The organism is Aliivibrio logei (assembly GCF_001691055.1).
Taxonomy (GTDB): Bacteria; Pseudomonadota; Gammaproteobacteria; order Enterobacterales; family Vibrionaceae; genus Aliivibrio; species Aliivibrio salmonicida.
The window spans coordinates 79,216-101,491 of sequence record NZ_MAJU01000006.1; the positions used below are offsets into that span (position 1 = coordinate 79,216).

General features: G+C 40.1%; 19 protein-coding genes and 1 tRNA gene. 11 read left to right on the forward strand and 9 right to left on the reverse strand.

What is annotated here, in order from left to right; translation table 11 throughout:
• Positions 1–66 precede the first annotated feature (66 nt).
• Both glnE and A6E04_RS03560 read right to left on the reverse strand, forming a co-directional pair.
• On the reverse strand, positions 67–2,907 hold the full coding sequence (glnE, locus tag A6E04_RS03555; RefSeq protein ID WP_065610012.1) for a bifunctional [glutamate--ammonia ligase]-adenylyl-L-tyrosine phosphorylase/[glutamate--ammonia-ligase] adenylyltransferase: 2,841 nt from the start codon (positions 2,905–2,907) through the stop codon (positions 67–69).
• 124 nt (positions 2,908–3,031) lie between these two features.
• Positions 3,032–4,633 carry a methyl-accepting chemotaxis protein gene (locus A6E04_RS03560; protein WP_065610014.1) on the reverse strand — a complete coding sequence of 534 codons (1,602 nt, stop codon included), beginning with the start codon at positions 4,631–4,633 and terminating at the stop codon, positions 3,032–3,034.
• A gap of 109 nt (positions 4,634–4,742) precedes the next feature.
• On the opposite strand from A6E04_RS03560, the gene A6E04_RS03565 reads away from it, so the two are divergent.
• On the forward strand, positions 4,743–5,504 hold the full coding sequence (locus tag A6E04_RS03565; RefSeq protein ID WP_023604172.1) for a potassium channel family protein: 762 nt from the start codon (positions 4,743–4,745) through the stop codon (positions 5,502–5,504).
• A gap of 54 nt (positions 5,505–5,558) precedes the next feature.
• Here A6E04_RS03565 and A6E04_RS03570 read toward each other — a convergent pair whose 3' ends face one another.
• Positions 5,559–7,076: a CYTH and CHAD domain-containing protein gene (locus A6E04_RS03570; protein ID WP_017022536.1), complete on the reverse strand. Its 1,518-nt coding sequence runs from the start codon at positions 7,074–7,076 to the stop codon at positions 5,559–5,561.
• 186 nt (positions 7,077–7,262) lie between these two features.
• Here A6E04_RS03570 and A6E04_RS03575 point away from each other — a divergent pair, with 186 nt between their 5' ends.
• The 3 genes from A6E04_RS03575 to A6E04_RS03585 all read left to right on the forward strand — a co-directional run bounded on the left by A6E04_RS03575 (position 7,263) and on the right by A6E04_RS03585 (position 10,049).
• Positions 7,263–7,943, forward strand: coding sequence for a TIGR00153 family protein (locus A6E04_RS03575; RefSeq protein ID WP_012551136.1), 681 nt, complete (start codon positions 7,263–7,265; stop codon positions 7,941–7,943).
• Between the two features lie 27 nt (positions 7,944–7,970).
• On the forward strand, positions 7,971–9,257 hold the full coding sequence (locus A6E04_RS03580) for an inorganic phosphate transporter (RefSeq protein WP_017022535.1): 1,287 nt from the start codon (positions 7,971–7,973) through the stop codon (positions 9,255–9,257).
• Positions 9,258–9,431: 174 nt separating this feature from the next.
• Positions 9,432–10,049 carry a TIGR04211 family SH3 domain-containing protein gene (locus tag A6E04_RS03585; RefSeq protein ID WP_023604171.1) on the forward strand — a complete coding sequence of 206 codons (618 nt, stop codon included), beginning with the start codon at positions 9,432–9,434 and terminating at the stop codon, positions 10,047–10,049.
• 93 nt (positions 10,050–10,142) lie between these two features.
• On the opposite strand, the gene A6E04_RS03590 is transcribed toward A6E04_RS03585, so the two are convergent.
• Together A6E04_RS03590 and A6E04_RS03595 are read right to left on the reverse strand one after the other, a co-directional pair.
• Positions 10,143–10,844 carry a general secretion pathway protein GspB gene (locus A6E04_RS03590; RefSeq protein WP_065610016.1) on the reverse strand — a complete coding sequence of 234 codons (702 nt, stop codon included), beginning with the start codon at positions 10,842–10,844 and terminating at the stop codon, positions 10,143–10,145.
• On the reverse strand, positions 10,845–12,404 hold the full coding sequence (locus tag A6E04_RS03595; RefSeq protein WP_065610018.1) for an ExeA family protein: 1,560 nt from the start codon (positions 12,402–12,404) through the stop codon (positions 10,845–10,847).
• 141 nt (positions 12,405–12,545) lie between these two features.
• Between A6E04_RS03595 and A6E04_RS03600 the strand changes: the two genes are divergently transcribed.
• Positions 12,546–13,769, forward strand: a complete 1,224-nt coding sequence (locus tag A6E04_RS03600; RefSeq protein WP_023604168.1) for a multifunctional CCA addition/repair protein — start codon at positions 12,546–12,548, stop codon at positions 13,767–13,769.
• A gap of 62 nt (positions 13,770–13,831) precedes the next feature.
• On the opposite strand, the gene A6E04_RS03605 is transcribed toward A6E04_RS03600, so the two are convergent.
• The 3 genes from A6E04_RS03605 to folB are packed head-to-tail and all read right to left on the reverse strand — an operon-like array spanning position 13,832 to position 15,485.
• Complete coding sequence (locus A6E04_RS03605) at positions 13,832–14,638, reverse strand: undecaprenyl-diphosphate phosphatase (protein WP_017022530.1); 807 nt, start codon at positions 14,636–14,638, stop codon at positions 13,832–13,834.
• 8 nt (positions 14,639–14,646) lie between these two features.
• Positions 14,647–15,135: a 2-amino-4-hydroxy-6-hydroxymethyldihydropteridine diphosphokinase gene (folK, locus tag A6E04_RS03610; protein ID WP_065610020.1), complete on the reverse strand. Its 489-nt coding sequence runs from the start codon at positions 15,133–15,135 to the stop codon at positions 14,647–14,649.
• On the reverse strand, positions 15,132–15,485 hold the full coding sequence (gene folB / locus A6E04_RS03615) for a bifunctional dihydroneopterin aldolase/7,8-dihydroneopterin epimerase (RefSeq protein WP_012551144.1): 354 nt from the start codon (positions 15,483–15,485) through the stop codon (positions 15,132–15,134). The genes folK and folB overlap by 4 nt, the downstream gene beginning before the upstream one ends.
• A 145-nt stretch (positions 15,486–15,630) precedes the next feature.
• On the opposite strand from folB, the gene plsY reads away from it, so the two are divergent.
• Positions 15,631–16,227: a glycerol-3-phosphate 1-O-acyltransferase PlsY gene (gene plsY / locus A6E04_RS03620; RefSeq protein WP_017022528.1), complete on the forward strand. Its 597-nt coding sequence runs from the start codon at positions 15,631–15,633 to the stop codon at positions 16,225–16,227.
• A gap of 57 nt (positions 16,228–16,284) precedes the next feature.
• On the opposite strand, the gene tsaD is transcribed toward plsY, so the two are convergent.
• A complete protein-coding gene (gene tsaD, locus A6E04_RS03625) occupies positions 16,285–17,301 on the reverse strand; it encodes a tRNA (adenosine(37)-N6)-threonylcarbamoyltransferase complex transferase subunit TsaD (protein ID WP_065610022.1) in 1,017 nt (338 codons plus the stop codon).
• Between the two features lie 227 nt (positions 17,302–17,528).
• On the opposite strand from tsaD, the gene rpsU reads away from it, so the two are divergent.
• The 5 genes from rpsU to A6E04_RS03650 all read left to right on the forward strand — a co-directional run bounded on the left by rpsU (position 17,529) and on the right by A6E04_RS03650 (position 22,260).
• A complete protein-coding gene (gene rpsU / locus A6E04_RS03630; protein WP_005421025.1) occupies positions 17,529–17,744 on the forward strand; it encodes a 30S ribosomal protein S21 in 216 nt (71 codons plus the stop codon).
• Positions 17,745–17,773: 29 nt separating this feature from the next.
• Entirely contained in the window at positions 17,774–18,217 is a 444-nt protein-coding gene (locus tag A6E04_RS03635; RefSeq protein ID WP_017022525.1) for a GatB/YqeY domain-containing protein, read from the forward strand.
• A 113-nt stretch (positions 18,218–18,330) separates the two neighbouring features.
• The gene (dnaG, locus tag A6E04_RS03640; protein WP_065610024.1) at positions 18,331–20,091 is read left to right on the forward strand and encodes a DNA primase; all 1,761 of its coding nucleotides are present in this window, start codon (positions 18,331–18,333) and stop codon (positions 20,089–20,091) included.
• Between the two features lie 97 nt (positions 20,092–20,188).
• Entirely contained in the window at positions 20,189–22,033 is a 1,845-nt protein-coding gene (gene rpoD, locus A6E04_RS03645; RefSeq protein WP_065610026.1) for an RNA polymerase sigma factor RpoD, read from the forward strand.
• Between the two features lie 151 nt (positions 22,034–22,184).
• Positions 22,185–22,260, forward strand: a tRNA-Ile gene (locus A6E04_RS03650).
• Positions 22,261–22,276 lie beyond the last annotated feature (16 nt).

A 22,276-nucleotide genomic window follows, 5' to 3' on the forward strand; every position in this document is an offset into this window, starting at 1 on the left:
ACTTAGGATTACTGAACTCATGGTTAAATAACCCTAATCACCCCCAATCATTAGGTAAATAAACGACTATTCAAGCCAATCTTTCCATGCAGTCATTACCGCACTCTTCTCATCAAGAAAACAATCATCCGCCACATCGGCATCAAACCCTAATAAATTGCGATGATGTATCTCATTTCTCATGACACAATACGCATCAATCAGCGTTGATGAAAGACTTTCAGATATCACGCCTTGTTCAGCAAGACTTTCAAATATCCTAACATTATCAGACCAACGTGTTAATTTAGGATTATCGTGACTGTTGTTTAACACAAGATATTGAGCGAGAAATTCAATGTCGGTAATGCCACCGGCATCTTGTTTCAACATAAACCGACCTTGTTTTTTACTTCCCAGATGGTCGCGCATTTTTTCACGCATTTCGACCACATCTTGTCGTAATTTTGCACTTTCACGTCTCAAGCATAAAATCTCATGGCGCGTTGTATTAAATGCATCCTGTAAAATAGGATCACCATAAATCATACGAGAACGAACTAACGCTTGATGCTCCCATGTCCACGCCTCTTTTCTTTGGTATTCATCAAAAGCGTCACTGGTACTAACAAGTAACCCAGATGCTCCTGATGGGCGTAAGCGTGTATCAACCTCATACAAAATACCTGACGCGGTTCGTACCGAGAAAATATGGATAATTCGCTGTGCTAAACGCAAATAGAACTGACGTCCATCAATCTCTTTTTTACCATTTGTATATGTATTGGCATCACAATCATGCATAAACACAATATCAAGATCAGAATTATAGCCAAGCTCCCAACCGCCCACTTTGCCATAACCTATAACCGCAAACCCTTTACTGTCTCGACCTTCAAGATGTGTGGGGACTCCAAATTTTTCAGTCACTTGTAACCAAGCTTGATTTAACGCGGCTTCAACAATCGCTTCAGATAAGTACGTTAAGTGGTCGCTCACTTTCATTAATGATAAGCCACCAGAAATATCAGACGCGGCGATACGCAATAAGCCAACTTGCTTAAATTGGCGTAATGCTTCCATCTGTTGTTCCATATCATCTTCAGGAATACGAGCAAGAAACTCATGCAGCTCAATTTTATATTGGCTTAATTCAATAGGATTATAGAGTTGGTTAATATCCAGTAATTCATCTAACAAGATTGGGTAGCGAGTAAGTTGCTCGGCCACCATCGGGCTTGCCGCACACAAACGGACAAGATGTTGCAATGCCCCTGAGTTCTCATCAAGTAATTCTAAATACGTCGTACGTGTAGCGATTGCTTGAATTAGGTTTGTTAATCTCGGTAACGTATCTTTCGCATCTTCTCGACTAATCACAATACTAAATAGTTTGGGCATTAGATGCGTGATGGCTTCTCGTCCTCTTGGACCTAACGTTTTCTTTTTCAGTTCCCCTTTAAATCTAATGATTTGTAAGACAAGGATTTCTGCTTGCTCTGGGTTTAACTCTTCCAGAATGTGCTCTAAAACATCTTGGTTATGAGCCATATCCCAAAGTTCACTGTACGATTTATCAATATTGCTTTCTGATTCATCGTCATCATGACCAATAAGCTCTTCAAAAACGGTATGGACGGTATTCATTCGTTGTTGGATTGTAACGAATAAATCATCCCAATTATTTTCACCCATCGCAAAGGCTAAACGATGTTGATCTCTTTCATCATCAGGCAGGGTTTGAGTTTGTTTATCATTAATCGCCTGAAGGCAGTTTTCTAAACGACGTAAAAAACAATAAGAATCGACAAGATCATCAACATCTTGTGGAGGCAATTGTCCTAACACTTTAATTGCCTCTAATGTTTCTAATAAACCACGCCCTCGCAAAGAAGGCTCTCTGCCTCCACGAATTAATTGAAACACTTGAGCGATAAATTCAATTTCACGGATCCCGCCCGCCCCTAATTTAATATTATTGCTTAATCCACGACGGCGAACTTCTGTACTTATCATTGATTTCATACGGCGTAATGCTTGAATTGCACCAAAATCAATATAACGACGAAAAACAAAAGGACGAAGCATTTGACGCAATTCTTGATAATGGCTATATGTTTCTTTGCCCATCACTCGCGCTTTTATCATGGCATAGCGCTCCCAATCACGACCTTGTTCTTGGTAATAATCTTCTAATGCCGCATAACTCATGACTAACGGGCCGCTGTCCCCAAATGGGCGCAAACGTAAATCCACTCGATAACAAAACCCATCGAAGGTGGTTTGATCAAGAGCTTTAATCAGTTTTTGTCCTAAACGTGTAAAAAATTGTGCATTAGCAATGCTTCGACGTGCTCCTTCTGTCTCTCCATTTTCAGGGTAGGTAAAAATCAAATCGATATCCGAAGAAAAGTTAAGTTCTCCACCACCAAGTTTACCCATTCCAATAATAAGCATGGGTTGTTCTTCCCCTTGCTCATTTTTAGGGGTGCCCCAATCGATACACGCTTGCTTGTATATCCATTGATAAGACTCAACAATTAACGCCTCTGCAAGTAAAGAAAGGTGTGACAGGCTTTCTTCTAATGACCACGAACGGTTGAAATCGCGCCACGCAATGTAACTCATTTCTCTGCGACGAAAATAACGCAGTTCTCTCATTAATGCATTTTCATCAAGACACAACTGAAGCTGGACCTCTAATCGAGAACGATATGAGTCTGATCGAGGCGTATTCTCAAAAAATGAGGGAAAGTGTTCGCATAGAAACTCATCTTGTTGAAATGCGTCATACAAAAAATCACTGCAACCGAAAGAAACCAGTAACTGTTGTTGAAATTCTTCAGGCCACATTTTCACATGAGAAAGATAGGTTAGTTCGTCTAAACGTTGCTGAGCAAGAGACGCTAATGATGAAGGCAAAGACATGATATTCCTTATCGAAAATTCCATACAAAGGTAATGCTAACACTGTGCCAAACTTTGTATTTTGTCGCAAACAAAAACGCCCACAACTGAGTGCGGGCGTTCATAAAAAAGAGACCGTCGTAAACTAGATCTTAAACATCTTCATTTTACTTTCGAGATCTTCAGCATTCTTCTGCATTTCTTCTGAGGTTTCAGTTAGCTCTGTCATTACAACCACTGACGCTTCAACCAGTTCACGAACATTCGTTAGGTTCTGATCCATTTCTTCAGCCACACTGCTTTGTTGCTCCGCAGCACTCGCTATTTGGAAGTTCATTTCATTAATGTTATTCACTTGATTCACAATGCTGTCTAGTTCTGTCCCAGCATTCGTCACCAATTCGACGCCTTCAGCCGCTTCAACAACACTTTTTTCCATTAGGTCAACGGCTTGATTCGCGCTATTTTGAAGCTGAGTGATCATTTCTTGGATCTCAACCGTTGCACCTTGTGTGCTCTGTGCTAGGTTTCTCACTTCATCAGCAACGACCGCAAAACCTCGACCAGCATCACCTGCGCGTGCCGCTTCAATTGCCGCGTTTAATGCTAATAAATTCGTTTGTTCTGAGATACCACGAATCGTCTCAACCACTGAACTAATGGATATTACTCGCTCTTCTACTTGATTAACCACTTCAGCAGAAGAAGCTATATCACCAGACAGTGCTTGAATTTTAATGATGGTCCCTTGAACAAATTCTTGACCTACTTTTGCTTGGATTTGAGCTTGCTCTGTCCCTATAGAGGCACTGCGCGCATTTTCTGCTACGTTTTGAACCGTAGAATTCATTTCACTCATTGCTGTCGCTAGCTGATCAATTTCTGCAAACTCTTCTTGGGCCGCTTCTTTTGTTCCTTCCATGCTTATCGTCATAATTTCAGTCAAACTGGCCAGCTCTTGAGATGCCGATAATTGATTCTCCACAACCGATTTAAGCTGTAAACGCGTTTTATCTAATTCTCTTGCTAGATCACCAAATTCATCTTTGCAATTCATCTCTACAGGTAGCGATAAATTTTGCGCCGCAATCTCTTTCATTGAACTGTTCAAATAACGCATTTGACGCAGCATAATGCTTGAAGCACCCAACAGAATAACCATAAAAGCAACAATCATGGCAATGGTCTGCCAAATCACTTGCATCAAATATTCTTGATAATAAGCCTCTGCACCTTTTGTTGTTAATGAAGAAACAACAACCCAATTATGATTTGCCACTTTTACGGCAAATTCATAGCGAGTATTATCATTAAGAGAATACGCTTGCTGAGACGATACATTACGCAAGAGTTGGTTTACGGAGTTTCCACCATCAATAGATCCGGTTAATGAAGACAACGATTGAATCGATTTATGACCAAAAACTTCCCCACTATTACGATCAATCGCGTAAATGTAGTTTCCGGTGGTCCATGCCTTTGCTTGAGCGGTGATGGCCTCTGCCACCAATTGCTGATTGCCCGATTGGCTGTTTAAAATACCGTTAATTAATTCTGCATTCGCTGTCGCAGCGCTTTGTGCGCTTTCTTTTTGAACATCAATAACGGCATGATAGAACGTATTTGCATCCCATAATTGTTTTGATACTAACAAAACGGTACTAAATACCATTAACATGACCAATTTAGGGACTAACTTAATATCAGTTACCAGCCTTTCCCATGGCTTAAATGTTATTACGGGCATAGCATTTCCTCATTCCTTTAAGTCTCTGATTATTTAGTGCATCATGGAGCAAGCTGTGTAAGCCTATGTACACATTTTTTATATCTACTGAGATACATATAAATTTAAAATGAATCATACCAAAATTGACCTTAAACCCATGAGCTTAATGTCACTGATACTGTCGTTTTTATCATTAATTGTGATCTCAAGCTTGCTGTTTCTACCACTAAATAGTGCCAGTAAAGCAATGTTGATTGGTATCGACACCACCATCTGTGCCTTATTTCTTCTGCAATTAAGTATTGATTTACTTAGAAGTAAAGATCGTCGTCAATATATGAAAGATCATTGGATCGATTTTATTGCCAGTATTCCGATCATTGAACCCATTCGATATGCCCGAATTTTTCATATTTTAAGAATATGCCGACTTTTCCGATCCAGTCAATCCGTCTTGAAACAGATTAAGAAAAACCGAAAAGAAGCCACTATTGCGTCTATTCTTGTGTTGATGGTGACATTAATTTCGCTTGGCTCTGTCTTTATGCTTGTATTTGAAGGGCAAAACCCGAATGCAAACATACAAACCGCAGGGGATGCGATATGGTGGGCTTTTGTGACAATATCAACCGTCGGTTATGGTGATCATTATCCTATTACTGTTGCGGGGAAAATACTGGCCGTTTTTATCATCATTTCAGGCGTTGGGATCTTTGGTATGATTTCAGGTTTAATTACCTCCATAATTACAGAGCCTGAAAAAGTCAGAGAAAAGCATATACACGAGCAAGAGCAAATAGTACGAAGCCAAAAGCTTGATTTGCTCCTCCAGCAACAAACCGAAATTTTAGAACGACTTAATCAAATCGAAAATAAAAAAGAGAAGTAAGCACACTTCTCTTTATATTTCATGACAGCTTAAGACAATAAATAGATCGTATTTTTATTGCCAATAAGGAGGGTACGCTAACCCAGCTCGTCGTGTTTGTTCCATTGCATGGAGCATGGATCGCTCTTGACGGATAATCCAACGTTCTAACTGATCACGCTCTTCTTCACCGGTAAGCAAGTCAACACGTGCTCTTAATGGCTCCAAACTCATCAAATCATCAATGCCTTGCAATAAATCAAGCCAAGGTAATCGAAAACCAGTACGACGCTCATCGTCATAGATAAGAGCAAAACACGTTCCCGTCATCAAATTTCGGCGTAAGCGCATTTTCTGTTTAAAATAATCTTGTGGTAATAATTGATTGGAACTTGAAAAAGCAGACTCTAGCGCCTCCCAAGTGCGATCAAGAAGCGTTCCTGAATGAGCATCTATTGGTTCTTGCAATGATTGACGTTTTTTATCATCTAAAAAAGGTTGCCAATCTCGCGTTAAAATCCAACGGCTTAAATCAAGCAATAAACCACAATAACGAGATGATCTTAATAGAGAGAGCATTTCGTCATCACTTGGCAGTGTTTTTGCGCCTTCTTCTAAACTAGAAACTAAAAACTTACGCGCATTCAGTTTTCTTAGTACGTTGCCTTTTTCTTCTGTCAGGTATTCAATATGCTCAGAAACATCAAGCCAATGCAATTCTTCTTCTAACCATTTTAATTCTTGTCGTAATAACTCACTCGCACGCTTTGGCACCATTTCACCGAAGACAAGGAAGATCTGACGTAAAAACGCGATTGCGATTCGAATTTCCTGCAACGCTAATTTATCGTGTGTATCAACGTAAATTTGTTCGTGATAATGCCAATGAGACAAAGCATGCTCTAGCGAGTTTACAAAACACGTTTCAACACTGTCGTTAGAACTCGTTTTGACTAATGATAATGGTTTTACATTATCTTTAGGGCTATTCATGGCTAAACGATACCCTTTAGCAGCCTTACTTTGATTGCCTAAGCGCATCCCACCAGAACGGCAAAGATCCCGAGCTAATGTAAACAAGGCATCCGTTTGGCCTGACTTCAACTCAAGTTCAACTTCACATATCGGTGTTGTTTTATCACCAGCAAGAACCTCACCTTGATCAAAAGCTAATTCAATTTCACTGCCATCAGACATTAAAATCAACCACTGCTTACGAGTAAAATTAGTTGAAAACAAAGGAGCAAGCTGCAATTGAAGTGCATCTAATGTAATGTCGTTTGGCCATGCATCTGCGGGATGTAATAACACATTAGGTACATCCGAATCATGCTCTGCATTATATTCAGGACGTTGATGTAATCCTGCTACAACACGACCCGCGGTCTTTAGTGTTTGAATACGTTCATCATTAAAGCGACGGATACGTAACCCCGTATCGTGCTTACGTAAATGCTGTTCTGGCGTGTCAAAATAGGTGTTCCCTAAATCAAGACTGCTGTGTTCTATGACTTTCGCACCCGAAATTTTGTCTATAATAGTGTCTGCAAATTCAGGAAAAACAAAAAACTTTAGTTCTATTTCAGTTTCCATAATGACCTCATAACCGTTGTCTTTCCAAGGATATGGCTTAAACTATCCCGTATCAAGTAAGAAATAATAGCCAAACCATGATCTAAAGTAGTTTTATTGATTGTGGGATTGGGTTAACATTCGCGCCTTTGTGGCCATCGTCTAACAATCCACCATTAGGTGGTTGTTTTATTAGGTTAAGAAACCATGCCAGTAAATACTATTATGGGGTTATTCGCAAAGTCCCCAATGAAACCTTTGCAGCGTCACGTTGTTTGTGTCAATGAATGCTGCTCACTGCTTATTCCGTTTTTCGAAACGTGTGCAACTGGTGATTGGGAAAAAGCGAATGAACTTCGTGCGCAAATTTCTCATCTTGAGAAAGAAGCGGATGTTCTGAAACGTGAAATTCGTTTAAAACTTCCTCGCGGGTTGTTTATGCCTGTTGATCGTACCGATATGCTCGGTCTTCTGACTCAACAAGATAAACTCGCAAACTTGGCTAAAGACATCGCAGGTCGCGTTGTCGGTCGTCAACTTGAAATTCCAACCTCTATGCAGGATGCATTTCTAGCTTATGTTCAGCGTTGTTTAGATGCGGCTAACCAAGCCCAAGAAGTAATCAGCGAATTAGACGAACTGTTAGAGACCGGCTTTAAAGGACGTGAAGTCACCTTAGTTGCAGAAATGATCAACAAACTAGATATCATTGAAGATGATACTGATGATCTGCAGATTCAATTGCGTCAACAACTCATGGGCATCGAGCACAAATACAACCCAATCGATGTTATGTTCCTTTATAAAATTCTTGAGTGGGTTGGTGGCATTGCCGACCAAGCACAACGTGTTGGTTCTCGTTTAGAACTGATGTTATCTCGCTCATAAGTTTGTGATTCAGTAACAGGTACTACAATGGATATTCTTGCTAACTACGGCACGACCCTAATTATAGTTGCGGCCTTCTTCGGTCTTCTAATGGCTATTGGTATTGGTGCTAATGATGTAGCCAACGCGATGGGCACTTCTGTAGGTTCTAAAGCGTTAACAGTAAAACAAGCAATTATCATTGCTATGATCTTCGAATTTGCAGGGGCGTACCTTGCTGGTGGTGAGGTTACAGATACAATTCGTAAAGGGGTAATTGATACCTCTCTTTTCGCTCATCAACCTGAAGTTTTAGTTTATGGCATGATGTCAGCGCTTCTTGCCGCTGGTACTTGGTTATTACTTGCTTCTTACATGGGTTGGCCGGTATCAACAACGCACTCAATTATCGGTGCTATCATCGGTTTTGCTTGTGTTGCTGTTGGTACGGAAGCGGTTAATTGGAGTTCTGTGCAAGGTATTGTGGGAAGTTGGTTAATCACGCCTCTCATATCCGGTATTTTTGCCTATATGATTTTCATTAGTGCTCAGCGATTAATCTTCGATACTGATAAACCATTGATGAACGCAAAACGTTTTGTTCCTGTTTACATGTTCATTACGACAATGGTCATTGCACTTGTTACGATCAAGAAAGGTCTAAAACACGTTGGCTTACACCTATCAAGCGGCGAAGCATGGCTAGCCTCTATTGCAGTCTCTGCATTAGTAATGGTTGGTGGGTATCTTTATATTTCTCGTAAATTTGCAAATACAGTAAATGATGAGAAAGACAGCCGTGGCTTTACTGGCGTAGAAAGTATCTTTAGTACGTTAATGGTAATTACAGCCTGTGCGATGGCATTTGCTCACGGTTCTAACGATGTTGCCAATGCGATCGGTCCATTGTCTGCGGTTGTTTCAACCATTGAAAACATGGGTCAAATTACCTCTCAAACCTCTATTGCTTGGTGGATCCTTCCGCTAGGTGGTATTGGTATCGTTGTTGGTCTTGCAACCTTAGGTCATAAAGTAATGGCTACCGTTGGTACTGGTATTACAGAACTGACTCCTAGCCGTGGCTTTGCTGCACAGTTAGCAACGGCTTCGACTGTTGTATTAGCATCTGGTACTGGTCTTCCAATCTCAACAACACAAACATTGGTTGGTGCGGTTCTTGGGGTAGGCTTTGCTCGTGGTATTGGCGCGCTAAACTTAGGTGTAGTACGTAACATTGTTGCCTCTTGGGTTGTTACCCTACCAGCTGGTGCGTTATTGGCGGTCGTTTTCTACTACGCAATGCAAGCCATCTTCGGTATCGGCGCTCCAGTATAAGCTTAATCAATTTTGAAACAATTGCACAAAGAGGAGAGTAAAATCTCCTCTTTTCTTGCATCTGGGCTTAAATATTTTTAGTATCTATACCTTCGTTTGAATTTACAGTGATAAGAGTGTCATTTTTTCTTTAACTTAAACGATTCAATACCAATTTTTCAAAGGAATATTATTGTGAAGCATTTTATTAGCCTGATTTTACTTGCTTGGGCTATTGCTGCGCCAGCGCAAGCGCAAGCTCAAACTCGTTATATTTCTGATAACCTGTTTACGTACATGCACTCAGGTCCAAGTAACCAATATAAAATCATTGGCAGCGTAGATGCGGGTGATCGAGTGACTCTATTAAGCAGCAACAAAAATGCGAGCTTTACTCAGATTGTCGATACTAAAGGCCGTAAAGGCTGGGTTGAAAGCAAGTTTGTTTCTCGCCAAGCGGGTCTTGGAGAGCGCTTACCAAAAGTTCAAGCTGAATTAACGTCAGTTAAAGCACAGCTTGCAAATGCGCGTAAAGCCGCAAATGATGAGAAAGCAGGGTTGGCAGATAGCTTGACTCAACGTAATCAACAAATGCAAGATTTAGAGCAAAGCTACAGCGATGTGAATAACCAATTGGTTAGCTCTCAGTCTGAAATTCGTGAATTACGCGCTAAACTAGATACTCAAAAAGAAGACTTATTACTTAAGTACTTCATGTATGGCGGTGGTGTTGCTGGTATTGGTCTACTCTTTGGACTTCTACTTCCGCACATGATCCCAAGCCGCAAGAAAAAACAAAACGGTTGGTCTTAATTCATTAAGGTTCAACTAATACAAAAAAGCTCAGAATTATTCTGAGCTTTTTTGTATCTATATAGTCCACTTATTTATGCAGAAAAACATCCATCATCCTTTCCACTCATAAAGTGCTGGCACTTCAATTTTCTTATTTTCAAACTCAATGATTACATTTCTTGGGTTAATCTCAAGTAATGACACACTAGGTGTAATGTTCTCCCCTGCACTGACTTCTTTTCCATTCACTTTTACCCACCGCTGACTGAGCTTAGATGTGTAATTGTGCGTCTGAAAATTCAACGCGGGTAATCGCCCCATAAATTCAGCGCCATTTTTAACAAGCTCAATGGTTGATTCATCATTATCCCAAACAAGTTCTTTCTCTTGATTAACGTCTGCCGGATCATTCATAGCAGATTCAAATCGCGCTGCAAGCTCAGGTGACAACCCAGATAAATCTAAATTATTAATATTAAAATCTTTTTCTTTTTTCGCTGGCGTAATATTTGAATTGGCTTGAGCGGGAACACGCTTGACTGTACCGAATCCAGTCTTATCAGGTAGAGGCCTCTCTACCTCTTTCTTTGCATTATTTGAAGAATTAAGCGCTAACAAATGACGGCGCATAGGGATCTTTTGTGTTTCCCATGTAGGGAATACTAACTCAGCATAATTGGCATGATAGGGAACAATTTCTTGCTTACTTGCTTCATAATAAGGCAACGCGATAACCAAGGATAAAACAAAGGGAGGTAATATCACCAATGAACCTATCAAAAACTTTGAAGGATGAGAAAAGAAAGTACTCATTTATTTGTCTCCTTGAAGCATAGGGACATTGGTATTTATCACACTGTCTAACCACATTAACGTACTTGACCCCACCACTCCATCTTTCTTCAAACCGAAAATAGCTTGAAATTGCTTAACTTGTTCTTCGGTTTCTTCAGTAAAACGATTCGAATTAGTCAGTGGTTGCTCTAAGGCAAAAGAAAGTAATTGATTCAATTCCACAATGGCTTCACCTTCATCACCAAGTCTCATCGCTCTTTTGGTCATAATTGGTTTTTTCCAGAGTTGCATATAAGCGCCATTCCAATGTTTTTCAAACCATTGATGAGAAACTTCAATCTGGCGCTCTGGCAATAATAATGCAATATTTTTAGATGAGATATGATAAACAATAGCCAGTAAGTCATCTCCATTCTCTTGTTGTAACCATACAATCGCGGGGCGATTTAGTGCTAATAGATCATTTAAAGACCCATTATTATCTAAACAATATAACTGCGCTCTTTTTGCATTAGTACAGTTGGCTTGAAATGTATTTGTTTCATAACCCCATACTTCGAGTAATTGTTGAAAAGCCGCTTGCTCGGAATCAAAGCCGATTAATGGGTGTTCTTTCACTTGCTCGACGATAGGATACGTCGATGCTAAGTAGCTAGGAAGTGCTTTATAAACCCCCAAAGTACAACTAACTGATAGTGCAATTGCAATAGATAACATTAACCAAGGCGCGTTGTTTTTAGCGGGTAGGTCAATGTGACTTACTGCTGGGATTTCCCATTCTAAAACCAATTCACAAGCACGCTTTACCGATGAAGCATTAACGTTTTTTTCTCCCTGTTGGTAACTCACCCATAGTGCCTTATCGCATAATAGATTAATCAAACGGGGAATGCCTTTTGATCGCAATGCGATGATTTTAATCGCCGAAGACGAAAATAACGTCGCATTACTACCAACAACCTGCAAACGGTGATCGATATAATATTGGATGTCTTCTACTGTTAACGGCAATAAATGATATCGAGCGGTAATCCTCTGAGCCAACTGGCGTAAATTAGCTTGTTGCAGTTTCTGTTGCAGTTCAGGCTGACCAATCAACAGAACCTTTAATAATTTATCACTGTCCGTTTCAAAATTAGTTAATAAACGAAGCTGTTCTAATACATCAGGACCTAAATGTTGGGCTTCATCTATCGCGACAATGGTTTGAAATCCCTTCTTATCTTCACTCACTAAGAACTCAACAATCACTTCCGTTAATTGTTTTAATGACGGTGTTGATGAATATTCAATTTTTAACTCATCACAAATAGCCGTGAATAATTCCAATGCGGTAAATGTCGGATTTAAAATAAGAGCAAGATGTATATTTTCATTTAACTCCGAAAAAAGTGCTCTCGATACTGTCGTTTTACCAGTACCAACTTCTCCCGTTAATAAAGCAAATCCGCCCCCTTGCCCTAATCCTGATTGCAAATAGCTTAATGCCTCCTTGTGACGCTCGCTTAAATAAAGAAAACGCGCATTAGGAGTCATTGAAAATGGACATTCAGTAAAGCCAAAGAAGTCTTGGTACATAAAAGGGGTATCTACCTAATTTATCTATATCGATGAGTGAGTCTTCGAATAAAAAGTCGAAATATTGTCATTGCACGGTATCATTGGAAGTCAGAAAGTAAAGAAAGTTCTCTTTATCTTGATTGTGTGTAGGAAAAACAGATGCAAATTTATTTAGTAGGTGGTGCAGTTCGAGATTCACTCCTCAATATTGACGTAAAAGATAAAGATTGGGTCGTTGTTGGTTCTACACCCACTCACATGAATTCGCTTGGCTACCAAAGCGTAGGACAAGACTTTCCTGTTTTCTTACACCCAAAAACAAAAGAAGAATACGCCTTAGCCAGAACAGAACGAAAAAGTGGTCAAGGATATAAAGGATTCACTTGTTACGCAGAAGCAGATGTCACATTAGAAGAAGATTTGTTGCGTCGAGATTTGACGATTAATGCAATAGCTCAATCAGATAAGGGCCTATTAATTGATCCTTACCATGGGCAAGAAGATTTAAAGAATCGGTTATTACGCCATGTATCCAATGCCTTTGTCGAAGACCCGTTACGGGTACTACGAGTTGCTCGTTTTGCCGCTCGCTTTCATTATCTTGGTTTTACAATTGCACCAGAAACAATGCAATTAATGAAAACACTTGTTTCAAGTGGCGAACTCTCTCATTTAACCCCAGAACGAGTATGGCAAGAATGGGAAAAATCATTATCAAGTAAACACCCAGATATTTTTCTTTCTGTACTCAAAGAATGTGGTGCATTAGCCGTCGTATTGCCGGAAATTGATGCTTTATTTGGCGTTCCTCAACCAGAACAATGGCACCCAGAAATTGATACTGGAATTCATACACTGATGGTTTCTCAGCAAGCATCATTATTAAGTACCTCACTTCCAATACGCTTTGCAGCGCAAGTTCATGATTTAGGTAAGGGGATGACTCCTGAATCAGAATGGCCAAGCCACAAAATGCATTGCCATACAGGAATAAAAGTAATCAAGAATTTGTGTAAGCGAGTTCGAGTCCCTAATGAATACAAAGAGCTAGCCTTATTGGTTTGTGAGCATCACACAAATGTCCACAGAGCTTCAGAACTACGAGCGCAAACCTTTATCAAGATATTCGATAAAATGGACTTATGGCGTAAACCAGAACGTTTAGAATCGATTCTATTGTGCTGCCAAGCCGATCATGCAGGGCGACTAGGGTTAGAATTAAATCCATACCCTCAAAAAGAACGAATGAAATCCGCATTTAATGCAGCACAACGTGTAGAGGTAAAAGAAGTGGTCGCAGCAGGGTTTAAAGGACCAGAAATCAGAGATGAATTAACCAAGAGAAGAATTGAAGCTGTCAAAGTGGCGCTTTTAATAAACTAGAATTAAAAAGTGGTTGTTAATAAGTTCATCACTTACAACAACCACCTTAATCTAGACTCTAATTATTGCGTTAACGCTAACCAAGCAAGTAGGCTCGTCCCTAACAATAATCGATATATAACAAATGGCGTCATTCCCATACTCGAAATCAGTTTCAAGAAAAAGTGAATACAAATATAAGCACTAATAAATGAAACAATAATACCGGTACCTAAGAAACCAAAGTGAATAATCGCATCACTTAATGCTAATTTTAATCCAAGATAAGAACCAGCTAAGGTAATAATTGGTATCGACATTAAGAAAGAAAAACGCGCTGCTGCCTCACGAGTAAAGCCAAGATACAACGCCGCTGTGATTGTGATACCTGAGCGTGATGTGCCTGGGATCATAGCTGTTGCCTGAGCAATACCAAGGAACAAGGCTTTTTTCCACGTCATTTCATATTCATCTTTAACAAGCGTTGAGTTTTTATCTACCCACCACAGTAATAGACCAAACACGATAGTCGTTATCGCAATCACCCAAGCACTACGTAAATAAACTTCAATGAAGTCTTTAAACATCAGCCCACATACTGCGGCAGGAATCGTTGATAATATAATTAACCACGCTAGTTTAGACTCTTTATTGTGTTCTTTTTTTACAATAGAGAGAGTCCAAGCAGAAAGTAATGTCACTACTTCTTTTCTGAAATAAATAACAACCGCGGCTAACGTACCAACATGAACAGCTACATCAAAAGCTAAACCTTGATCAGACCAACCAAGTACCTCCGACGGTAAAATTAAATGAGCCGAACTAGATATTGGTAAAAACTCAGTAAATCCTTGCAATAAAGCAAGAAAAAATGCTTCAAAATACGTCATTACATCTCTTAAATAATCAATGTCAAAGTGACAGGTGTTAATGATTGAGTTCTAGGGAAACCCGCCCATATTTCACTAATGGTTTTATCTGTACTTGGAATAACCAATTCAGGATTTAATTCAACCATAGGCAAAATCACAAAAGCGAACTTAAAAAGATCGTTTCTTGGTAATGTTGGATCTGATTTAGATACGACATTATCATAAAGTAAAATATCAAGATCTAAGGTTCTATCTTGATTTTTTTGTGCTTGGGGCTTACGACCCCACTTAATCTCGATAGCACGCAAATAGTCGCCTAACAAAGATAAACTGTGCTTTGTTTCAAGCTCAACAACAAAATTAAAGAAATTATCCCCCGAAAAACCAACCGGTTCCGCTTCATAAATTGTTGATACTTTTTTTAACTTACCCAATTGCTTTAGCTCTGTTATTGCTATTTTTGCGTGTTTTTCAGGATCAATATTGGAACCTACACCGATATACACAGTGCTCATTTTGATCCTCGTTCAATCACCACACCAACACTGTGCGCGTTAACTACCGCACCAGGTTTTGATAAATGAATACGAACCCAAGGAACAGAGAAACGAGTCATTATTAGCTCGGCAATTTCTTCTGCCACTCGCTCAACAAGTAAAAAACGCCCTTGTTGAATATGCGCAGTAACCGCGTCGCTGACTTCTGCATAATTTAAGCATTGCTCTACATTATCAGAATCCGCGGCTGGTTTATTATCGTGAGCCATATCAATATCTAATACTAGCTTCTGTTTAATGCCCTGTTCCCACTCATAAACACCAATGGTTGTAATAACTTCAAGTTGTTTTATAAATACTAAATCCATCTTTGATCACACTTTTTATTAAGAGGTCGGATACCCATCAAAAGAAAAACAACGTAATATTGTTATTACCTTGCTCAATGTGTAGAGCAATATACTATAAAAGTTATTTCTGATCGCTGTTGAACACTTAAATAAAGGCTCATTCATGACTCCTATTGCGCTAATTATGATCATCATCGCCTATCTACTGGGATCGATCTCTAGTGCTGTGCTTATTTGCCGATTAAGAGGCTTACCCGATCCTAGAACATCAGGTTCTCAAAACCCTGGTGCAACCAATGTATTCCGACTAGGTGGAAAAGGGGCGGCAGGTCTGGTTCTACTCTGTGATATTTTGAAAGGAATGTTACCGGTGTGGGGAGGTTACTTTCTTGAGATCAATCCACTACTACTTGGCATTATTGCTATTGCGGCGTGCTTAGGGCATATGTATCCGCTTTTTTTCCATTTTAAAGGAGGGAAAGGCGTAGCTACCGCATTAGGTGCATTGGCTCCTATCGGTTTAGATCTAACTGGTCTTCTATTTGGAACTTGGGTCGTAATCGTACTAATTACTGGATATTCTTCGTTAGCCTCAATGGCCACCGCATTACTCGCCCCTTTATTCACGTGGCTTGTAAAACCTCAATATACGTTACCCGTTGCGATGCTTTCATGCCTAATCGTCTTAAAACATCACGAAAATATTCGACGTTTTTTTGCCGGAAAAGAAAAGAAAATTTGGCAAAGAAAAAGGGACTAATAATCCCCCTTCTTTATTCCGCAAAAAAGATCCATTACGATCTCTGTCGATCTTTTCTTATTTAATCGGTGCTAATTGATCTATCGGCCAACGAGGTTTAGCTTGAACGGCCAAATCTGTTGTTTCGCCATTTTTCAAACGTTGCATTCCTGCATAAGCAATCATCGCACCGTTATCCGTACAAAACTCAGTTCGAGGGTAAAATACCTCGCCACCAATTTTCTTCATCATGGCTTCTAATTCCTGACGAAGATACGTATTTGCACTCACACCACCCGCCATCACCAATCGCTTCATACCTGTTTGTTTTAAAGCACGACGACACTTTATCGCTAACGTATCCGCCACTGCTTCTTGGAAAGCAAATGCAATATCTGCACGAGTCTGTTCATCGTCATCATTTGCTCGAATGGTATTTGCAGCAAATGTTTTTAATCCTGAAAAACTAAAATCAAGTCCCGGACGATCAGTCATTGGGCGAGGGAATTTAAAACGACCTTTCACACCCGCTTCCGCTAATTTAGAAAGTCGTGGGCCACCAGGGTAATCTAATCCCATTAGTTTTGCTGTTTTATCAAACGCCTCACCTGCAGCATCATCCACAGATTCTCCAAGAATTTGATAATAACCAATGCCTTTAACTTCAACCATTAACGTATGTCCGCCAGACACGAGCAATGCAACAAACGGAAACTCCGGTGGGTTCTCTTCCAGCATTGGAGCCAATAAATGCCCTTCCATATGATGAACAGGAATCGCAGGTACATCCCATGCGTACGCAATGCTACGACCAATCGTTGAACCAACTAATAATGCACCGACTAAACCTGGGCCTGCCGTATACGCAATACCATCAATGTCATCTTTTGTCATGCCAGCATCATTTAATGCCGCTTGAATCAATGGAATTGTTTTTTTAACATGATCACGAGACGCTAATTCAGGTACTACACCACCATAATCTGCGTGTAACTTAACTTGGCTGTACAGCTGATGAGCCAATAGCCCTTTTTCGTCATCATAAATAGCCACACCCGTTTCATCGCACGAGGTTTCAATACCTAAAATTCGCATATTTTTCTCTGTTACCTGTTAATTTATCGCCATATTACCTACATCCCTAAGCTAGCTCAAGCAAGGAGATGACTAGCATAGCTAAAATAAACAAAGAAATTACTCAATTCTTAATCAAGAATGCTTTACAAAACGACGTGATCGGATTAAAATTCGGCACCAATTTGAATAATAGCTGGTTAATTATAACTACCAGCGAATTGACTAACACCTGAGGTGAAAGGCATATGCCAGTAGTTAAAGTACGTGAAAACGAACCGTTCGACGTTGCACTACGTCGTTTCAAGCGCTCTTGCGAAAAAGCAGGTATTCTTTCTGAAGTTCGCCGTCGTGAGCATTACGAAAAACCTACTACAGTACGTAAACGCGCTAAAGCAGCAGCTCAAAAGCGTCATGCTAAGAAGTTGTCTCGCGAAAACGCACGTCGCGTTCGCCTGTACTAATAACTTACCTAACTATTTAGGACTAAGTTATGGCTCTAATTGAACAACTCAAAGACGAGCAAAAGTTAGCGATGAAAGCCAAGGACAAATTACGCCTTGGCACAATTCGTTTAGCTTTATCTGAAATTAGACAACGTGAAATCGATGGTCATACAACTTTGTCTGACGATGATATCATTGCTGTGTTAACTAAGATGGTTAAACAACGTCGTGATTCAGTGTTGCAGTTTACTGCCGCTGGTCGTGATGATCTTGCTGATAAAGAGAGTGCTGAGATTTTAGTACTTGATGATTTTATGCCGCAAGCACTTACCGATGAAGAAGTTGCTGAGTTATTAGACAAAGCAATTATTGAATCTGGTGCTGCTGGAATGCAAGATATGGGCAAGGTGATGGGCGTGTTAAAACCTCAAATCCAAGGCCGCGCTGACATGGGTAAAGTAAGCCAACTCGTCAAATCGAAACTGGCTTAATACTACTCTATTTATAAAGCAAGCCGTGCTATCTTTGATATGCACGGCTTGTTTGTATCTGAGATAATATAAACACTAGAATAGTATGAAAAACCATTGAGGTAAGAAGTAGCATGTCCGGACATATCCCTCGTAGTTTTATTGATGAACTTTTAAATCGACACGATATTGTCGACATCATCGACACTAGAGTAAAACTAAAAAAACAAGGGAAAAACTACGGTGCTTGTTGCCCTTTTCATAATGAAAAAAGTCCTTCTTTCTCTGTAAGCCAAGAAAAGCAATTCTACCACTGCTTTGGCTGTGGCGTTCATGGTAATGCCATTGATTTCTTAATGGAATTCGACCGTCTTGAGTTTGTAGAAGCCATCGAAGAACTTGCTTCAATGCTTGGTTTAGATGTTCCTCGCGAACAGCGCAGTGGCTTTAGTGCGCCTTCCGGTCCAACCGCAAATTCAGAGCAAAAACGCAGTTTATACGATCTAATGGGCGGTATTAGTCAGTTTTATCGTTCTCAATTAAAATCTGCTAATAACATTGTTGCAATTAACTACCTTAAAGAACGCGGTCTCTCTAGTGAGATTGCTCAAAAATTTGGGGTTGGTTATATTGCTGATGAATGGGAATTAGTGAAAAATAACTTCGGTCGCGACAAAGCATCACAAGATGCTTTAGTGAGTGGCGGGATGTTAATTGAAAACGATAAAGGGCGACGCTATGATCGCTTTCGTGGTCGAGTCATGTTTCCTATTCGAGATCGTCGCGGACGTGTTATTGGTTTTGGTGGTCGAGTTATTGGTGAAGGTACACCGAAATACTTAAATTCTCCAGAAACGCCTATTTTCCATAAAGGCAAAGAACTTTATGGCTTATACGAAGCATTACAAGCGTATAAAGACCTGCCTCAAGCTTTGGTTGTTGAAGGCTATATGGATGTTGTCGCCCTTGCTCAATTCGGTGTTGATTATGCCGTTGCCTCTCTAGGCACAGCAACCACCGGCGATCATATGCAATTACTTTTCCGTCAAACAAGCACCGTCGTATGTTGTTACGATGGAGACAGAGCGGGTCGGGAGGCTGCATGGCGAGCAATGGAACAAGCGCTTCCCTACCTCAATGATGGCCGCCAATTAAAATTCATGTTTTTACCCGACGGTGAAGATCCAGATACCTATATCCGTCAATATGGTAAAGAAGCCTTCGAGCGAGAAATCGCTCAATCTGAATCATTGATTAATTTCATGTTTAGAAGCTTGGTTGATCAAGTAGATACAAGCAGCCGAGAAGGCAAAGCAAAACTCACAACACTTGCTGTTCCTCTCATCGACAAAGTTCCTGGTGGTACGTTACGCCTTTATTTACGTGAGCAACTTGGCAAAACGCTTGGAATTATGGATGAAAGCCAATTACAGCAACTAATATCTAAACAAGGTGTTCCTGAAACCAAGCGACAGGTACAGCCAGATATTAAACGAACAGCAATGCGCGAAGTTATTACGTTGCTATTACAAAATCCAAATTTAGCTCAATTAGTCCCAGATTTAAGCAGTGTTCAAGATATTCCATTGCCTGGTTTAAGTTTATTTCTGCAATTACTTGAAAATTGCCGACATAATCCCCATATCTCTACAGGCCAATTATTAGAATATTGGCGTGGGGATAAAAGTGAAAAACTATTATCGCGCTTGGCAGTATGGGAATTACCCATAGATCAAGACAATACCCAAGATGTATTTATGGATTCACTGGACAATGTTTTGGCCCAGTGCATCAACCAACAAATTGAAAGTTTGCAGACGAAAGAAAGAACGCTTGGCTTATCAGTCGAAGAAAAGCGGGAGCTACTAGCCTTAATGCTAGAATTAAAAGCATAGAATCCCGACATCGTCATCAATAAAAAAATTTGTTATTATTTGTGGTTTGCATTTCGCATACTAATTCTGTCACACAGACCAAAAGTAGGAACCGTCTATGGATCAAAATCCGCAGTCACAGCTAAAATTACTTGTAATTAAAGGCAAGGAACAAGGCTATCTGACCTACGCAGAAGTTAACGATCACCTACCAGAAGAAATTGTAGATTCTGAGCAGGTTGAAGATATTATTCAAATGATCAATGACATGGGTATCAAAGTGGTTGAAACCGCTCCTGATGCTGATGATATGTCATTGAATGATGATGATGCCGTAACTGATGAAGATGCAGCAGAAGCCGCTGCAGCCGCACTATCAAGTGTTGAAAGTGAAATTGGCCGTACTACGGACCCAGTTCGTATGTATATGCGTGAAATGGGTACCGTTGAACTTCTTACTCGTGAAGGCGAAATCGACATCGCTAAACGTATTGAAGAAGGCATCAATGAGGTTCAGTGTTCTGTTGCTGAATTCCCAGGCGCTATTTCATACTTACTAGAACAGTTTGATAAAGTTCAAGCCGAAGAAATTCGCTTAACTGACATCATCTCTGGTTTTGTTGATCCTAATGATGACGGTTCAGCGGCACCAACTGCGACTCATATCGGCTCAGAATTGAGCGAATCAGATCTTGCTGATGAAGATAAAGAAGCAAAAGATGATGAAGAAGATGAAGAGGAAGAAGATGTAGGTATCGATCCAGAGCTTGCTTTGGAAAAATTCACTCAACTTCGTACTTCTTATCATAACATGCAACTTGCTTTCGAAGAGCATGGTCGTGATAACGGAAAAGCTCGTGAAGCAATCGGTGAACTCACTGATGTATTCCGTGAATTCAAACTGATCCCTAAACAATTTGATTTTCTTGTTCGTGAAATGCGTGGCAGCATGGATCGTGTTCGTACACAAGAACGCTTAATTATGCGTATGTGTGTTGAATATGGGAAAATGCCTAAGAAGTCATTTATTGCTCTGTTCTCAGGCAATGAAGCTTCTGACGAATGGTTTAACGAAATTCTTGCGTCAGATAAGCCATACGTAGAACGCCTAAAGCGTTACGAAGAAGACATTCGCCGTTCAATTAAGAAAATTAACAGCATTGTTAAAGAAACAGGTTTACCTGTTCTAAACATCAAAGACATCAGCCGTCGTATGTCTATCGGTGAAGCGAAAGCTCGTCGTGCGAAAAAAGAAATGGTTGAAGCTAACTTACGTCTTGTTATCTCAATTGCGAAAAAATACACCAACCGTGGCTTACAATTCTTGGATCTAATTCAAGAAGGTAACATTGGTCTAATGAAAGCGGTTGATAAGTTTGAATACCGTCGTGGTTATAAGTTCTCAACTTATGCAACATGGTGGATCCGTCAAGCTATCACTCGTTCAATTGCCGACCAAGCACGTACTATTCGTATTCCTGTACACATGATTGAAACGATCAATAAATTGAATCGTATTTCACGTCAAATGCTACAAGAAATGGGTCGCGAACCATTACCTGAAGAACTTGCTGAACGCATGCAAATGCCAGAAGACAAGATCCGTAAGGTTTTGAAAATTGCAAAAGAGCCAATTTCTATGGAAACACCAATCGGTGATGATGAAGATTCGCACCTAGGTGATTTCATCGAGGATAATACCCTTGAGCTTCCTGTTGATTCTGCAACTTCAACCAGTTTGAAATTTGCAACTAACGATGTTCTTGCTGGTTTAACGCCTCGTGAAGCAAAAGTACTTCGTATGCGTTTCGGTATTGATATGAACACTGACCATACGCTAGAAGAAGTGGGCAAGCAATTTGACGTAACACGTGAACGTATTCGTCAAATCGAAGCAAAAGCGCTTCGTAAATTGCGTCATCCAAGTCGTTCTGAAGTATTACGTAGTTTCTTAGACGAATAATAATTACGATTATTCATCAATAGAATCAAAAAGGTGGGCTTAGGCTCACCTTTTTTCGATCTAAATCCATATTTTTGACTAACTGATTAAAAAGCAAACGCCTTCTCTCTAGACACCCTTTTCATCTTCCCCTATAATCACCACCTACTAAGGCCCCTTAGCTCAGTGGTTAGAGCGCACGACTCATAATCGTTCGGTCCCCAGTTCAAATCTGGGAGGGGCCACCAAATTAAAAAAGCCAGA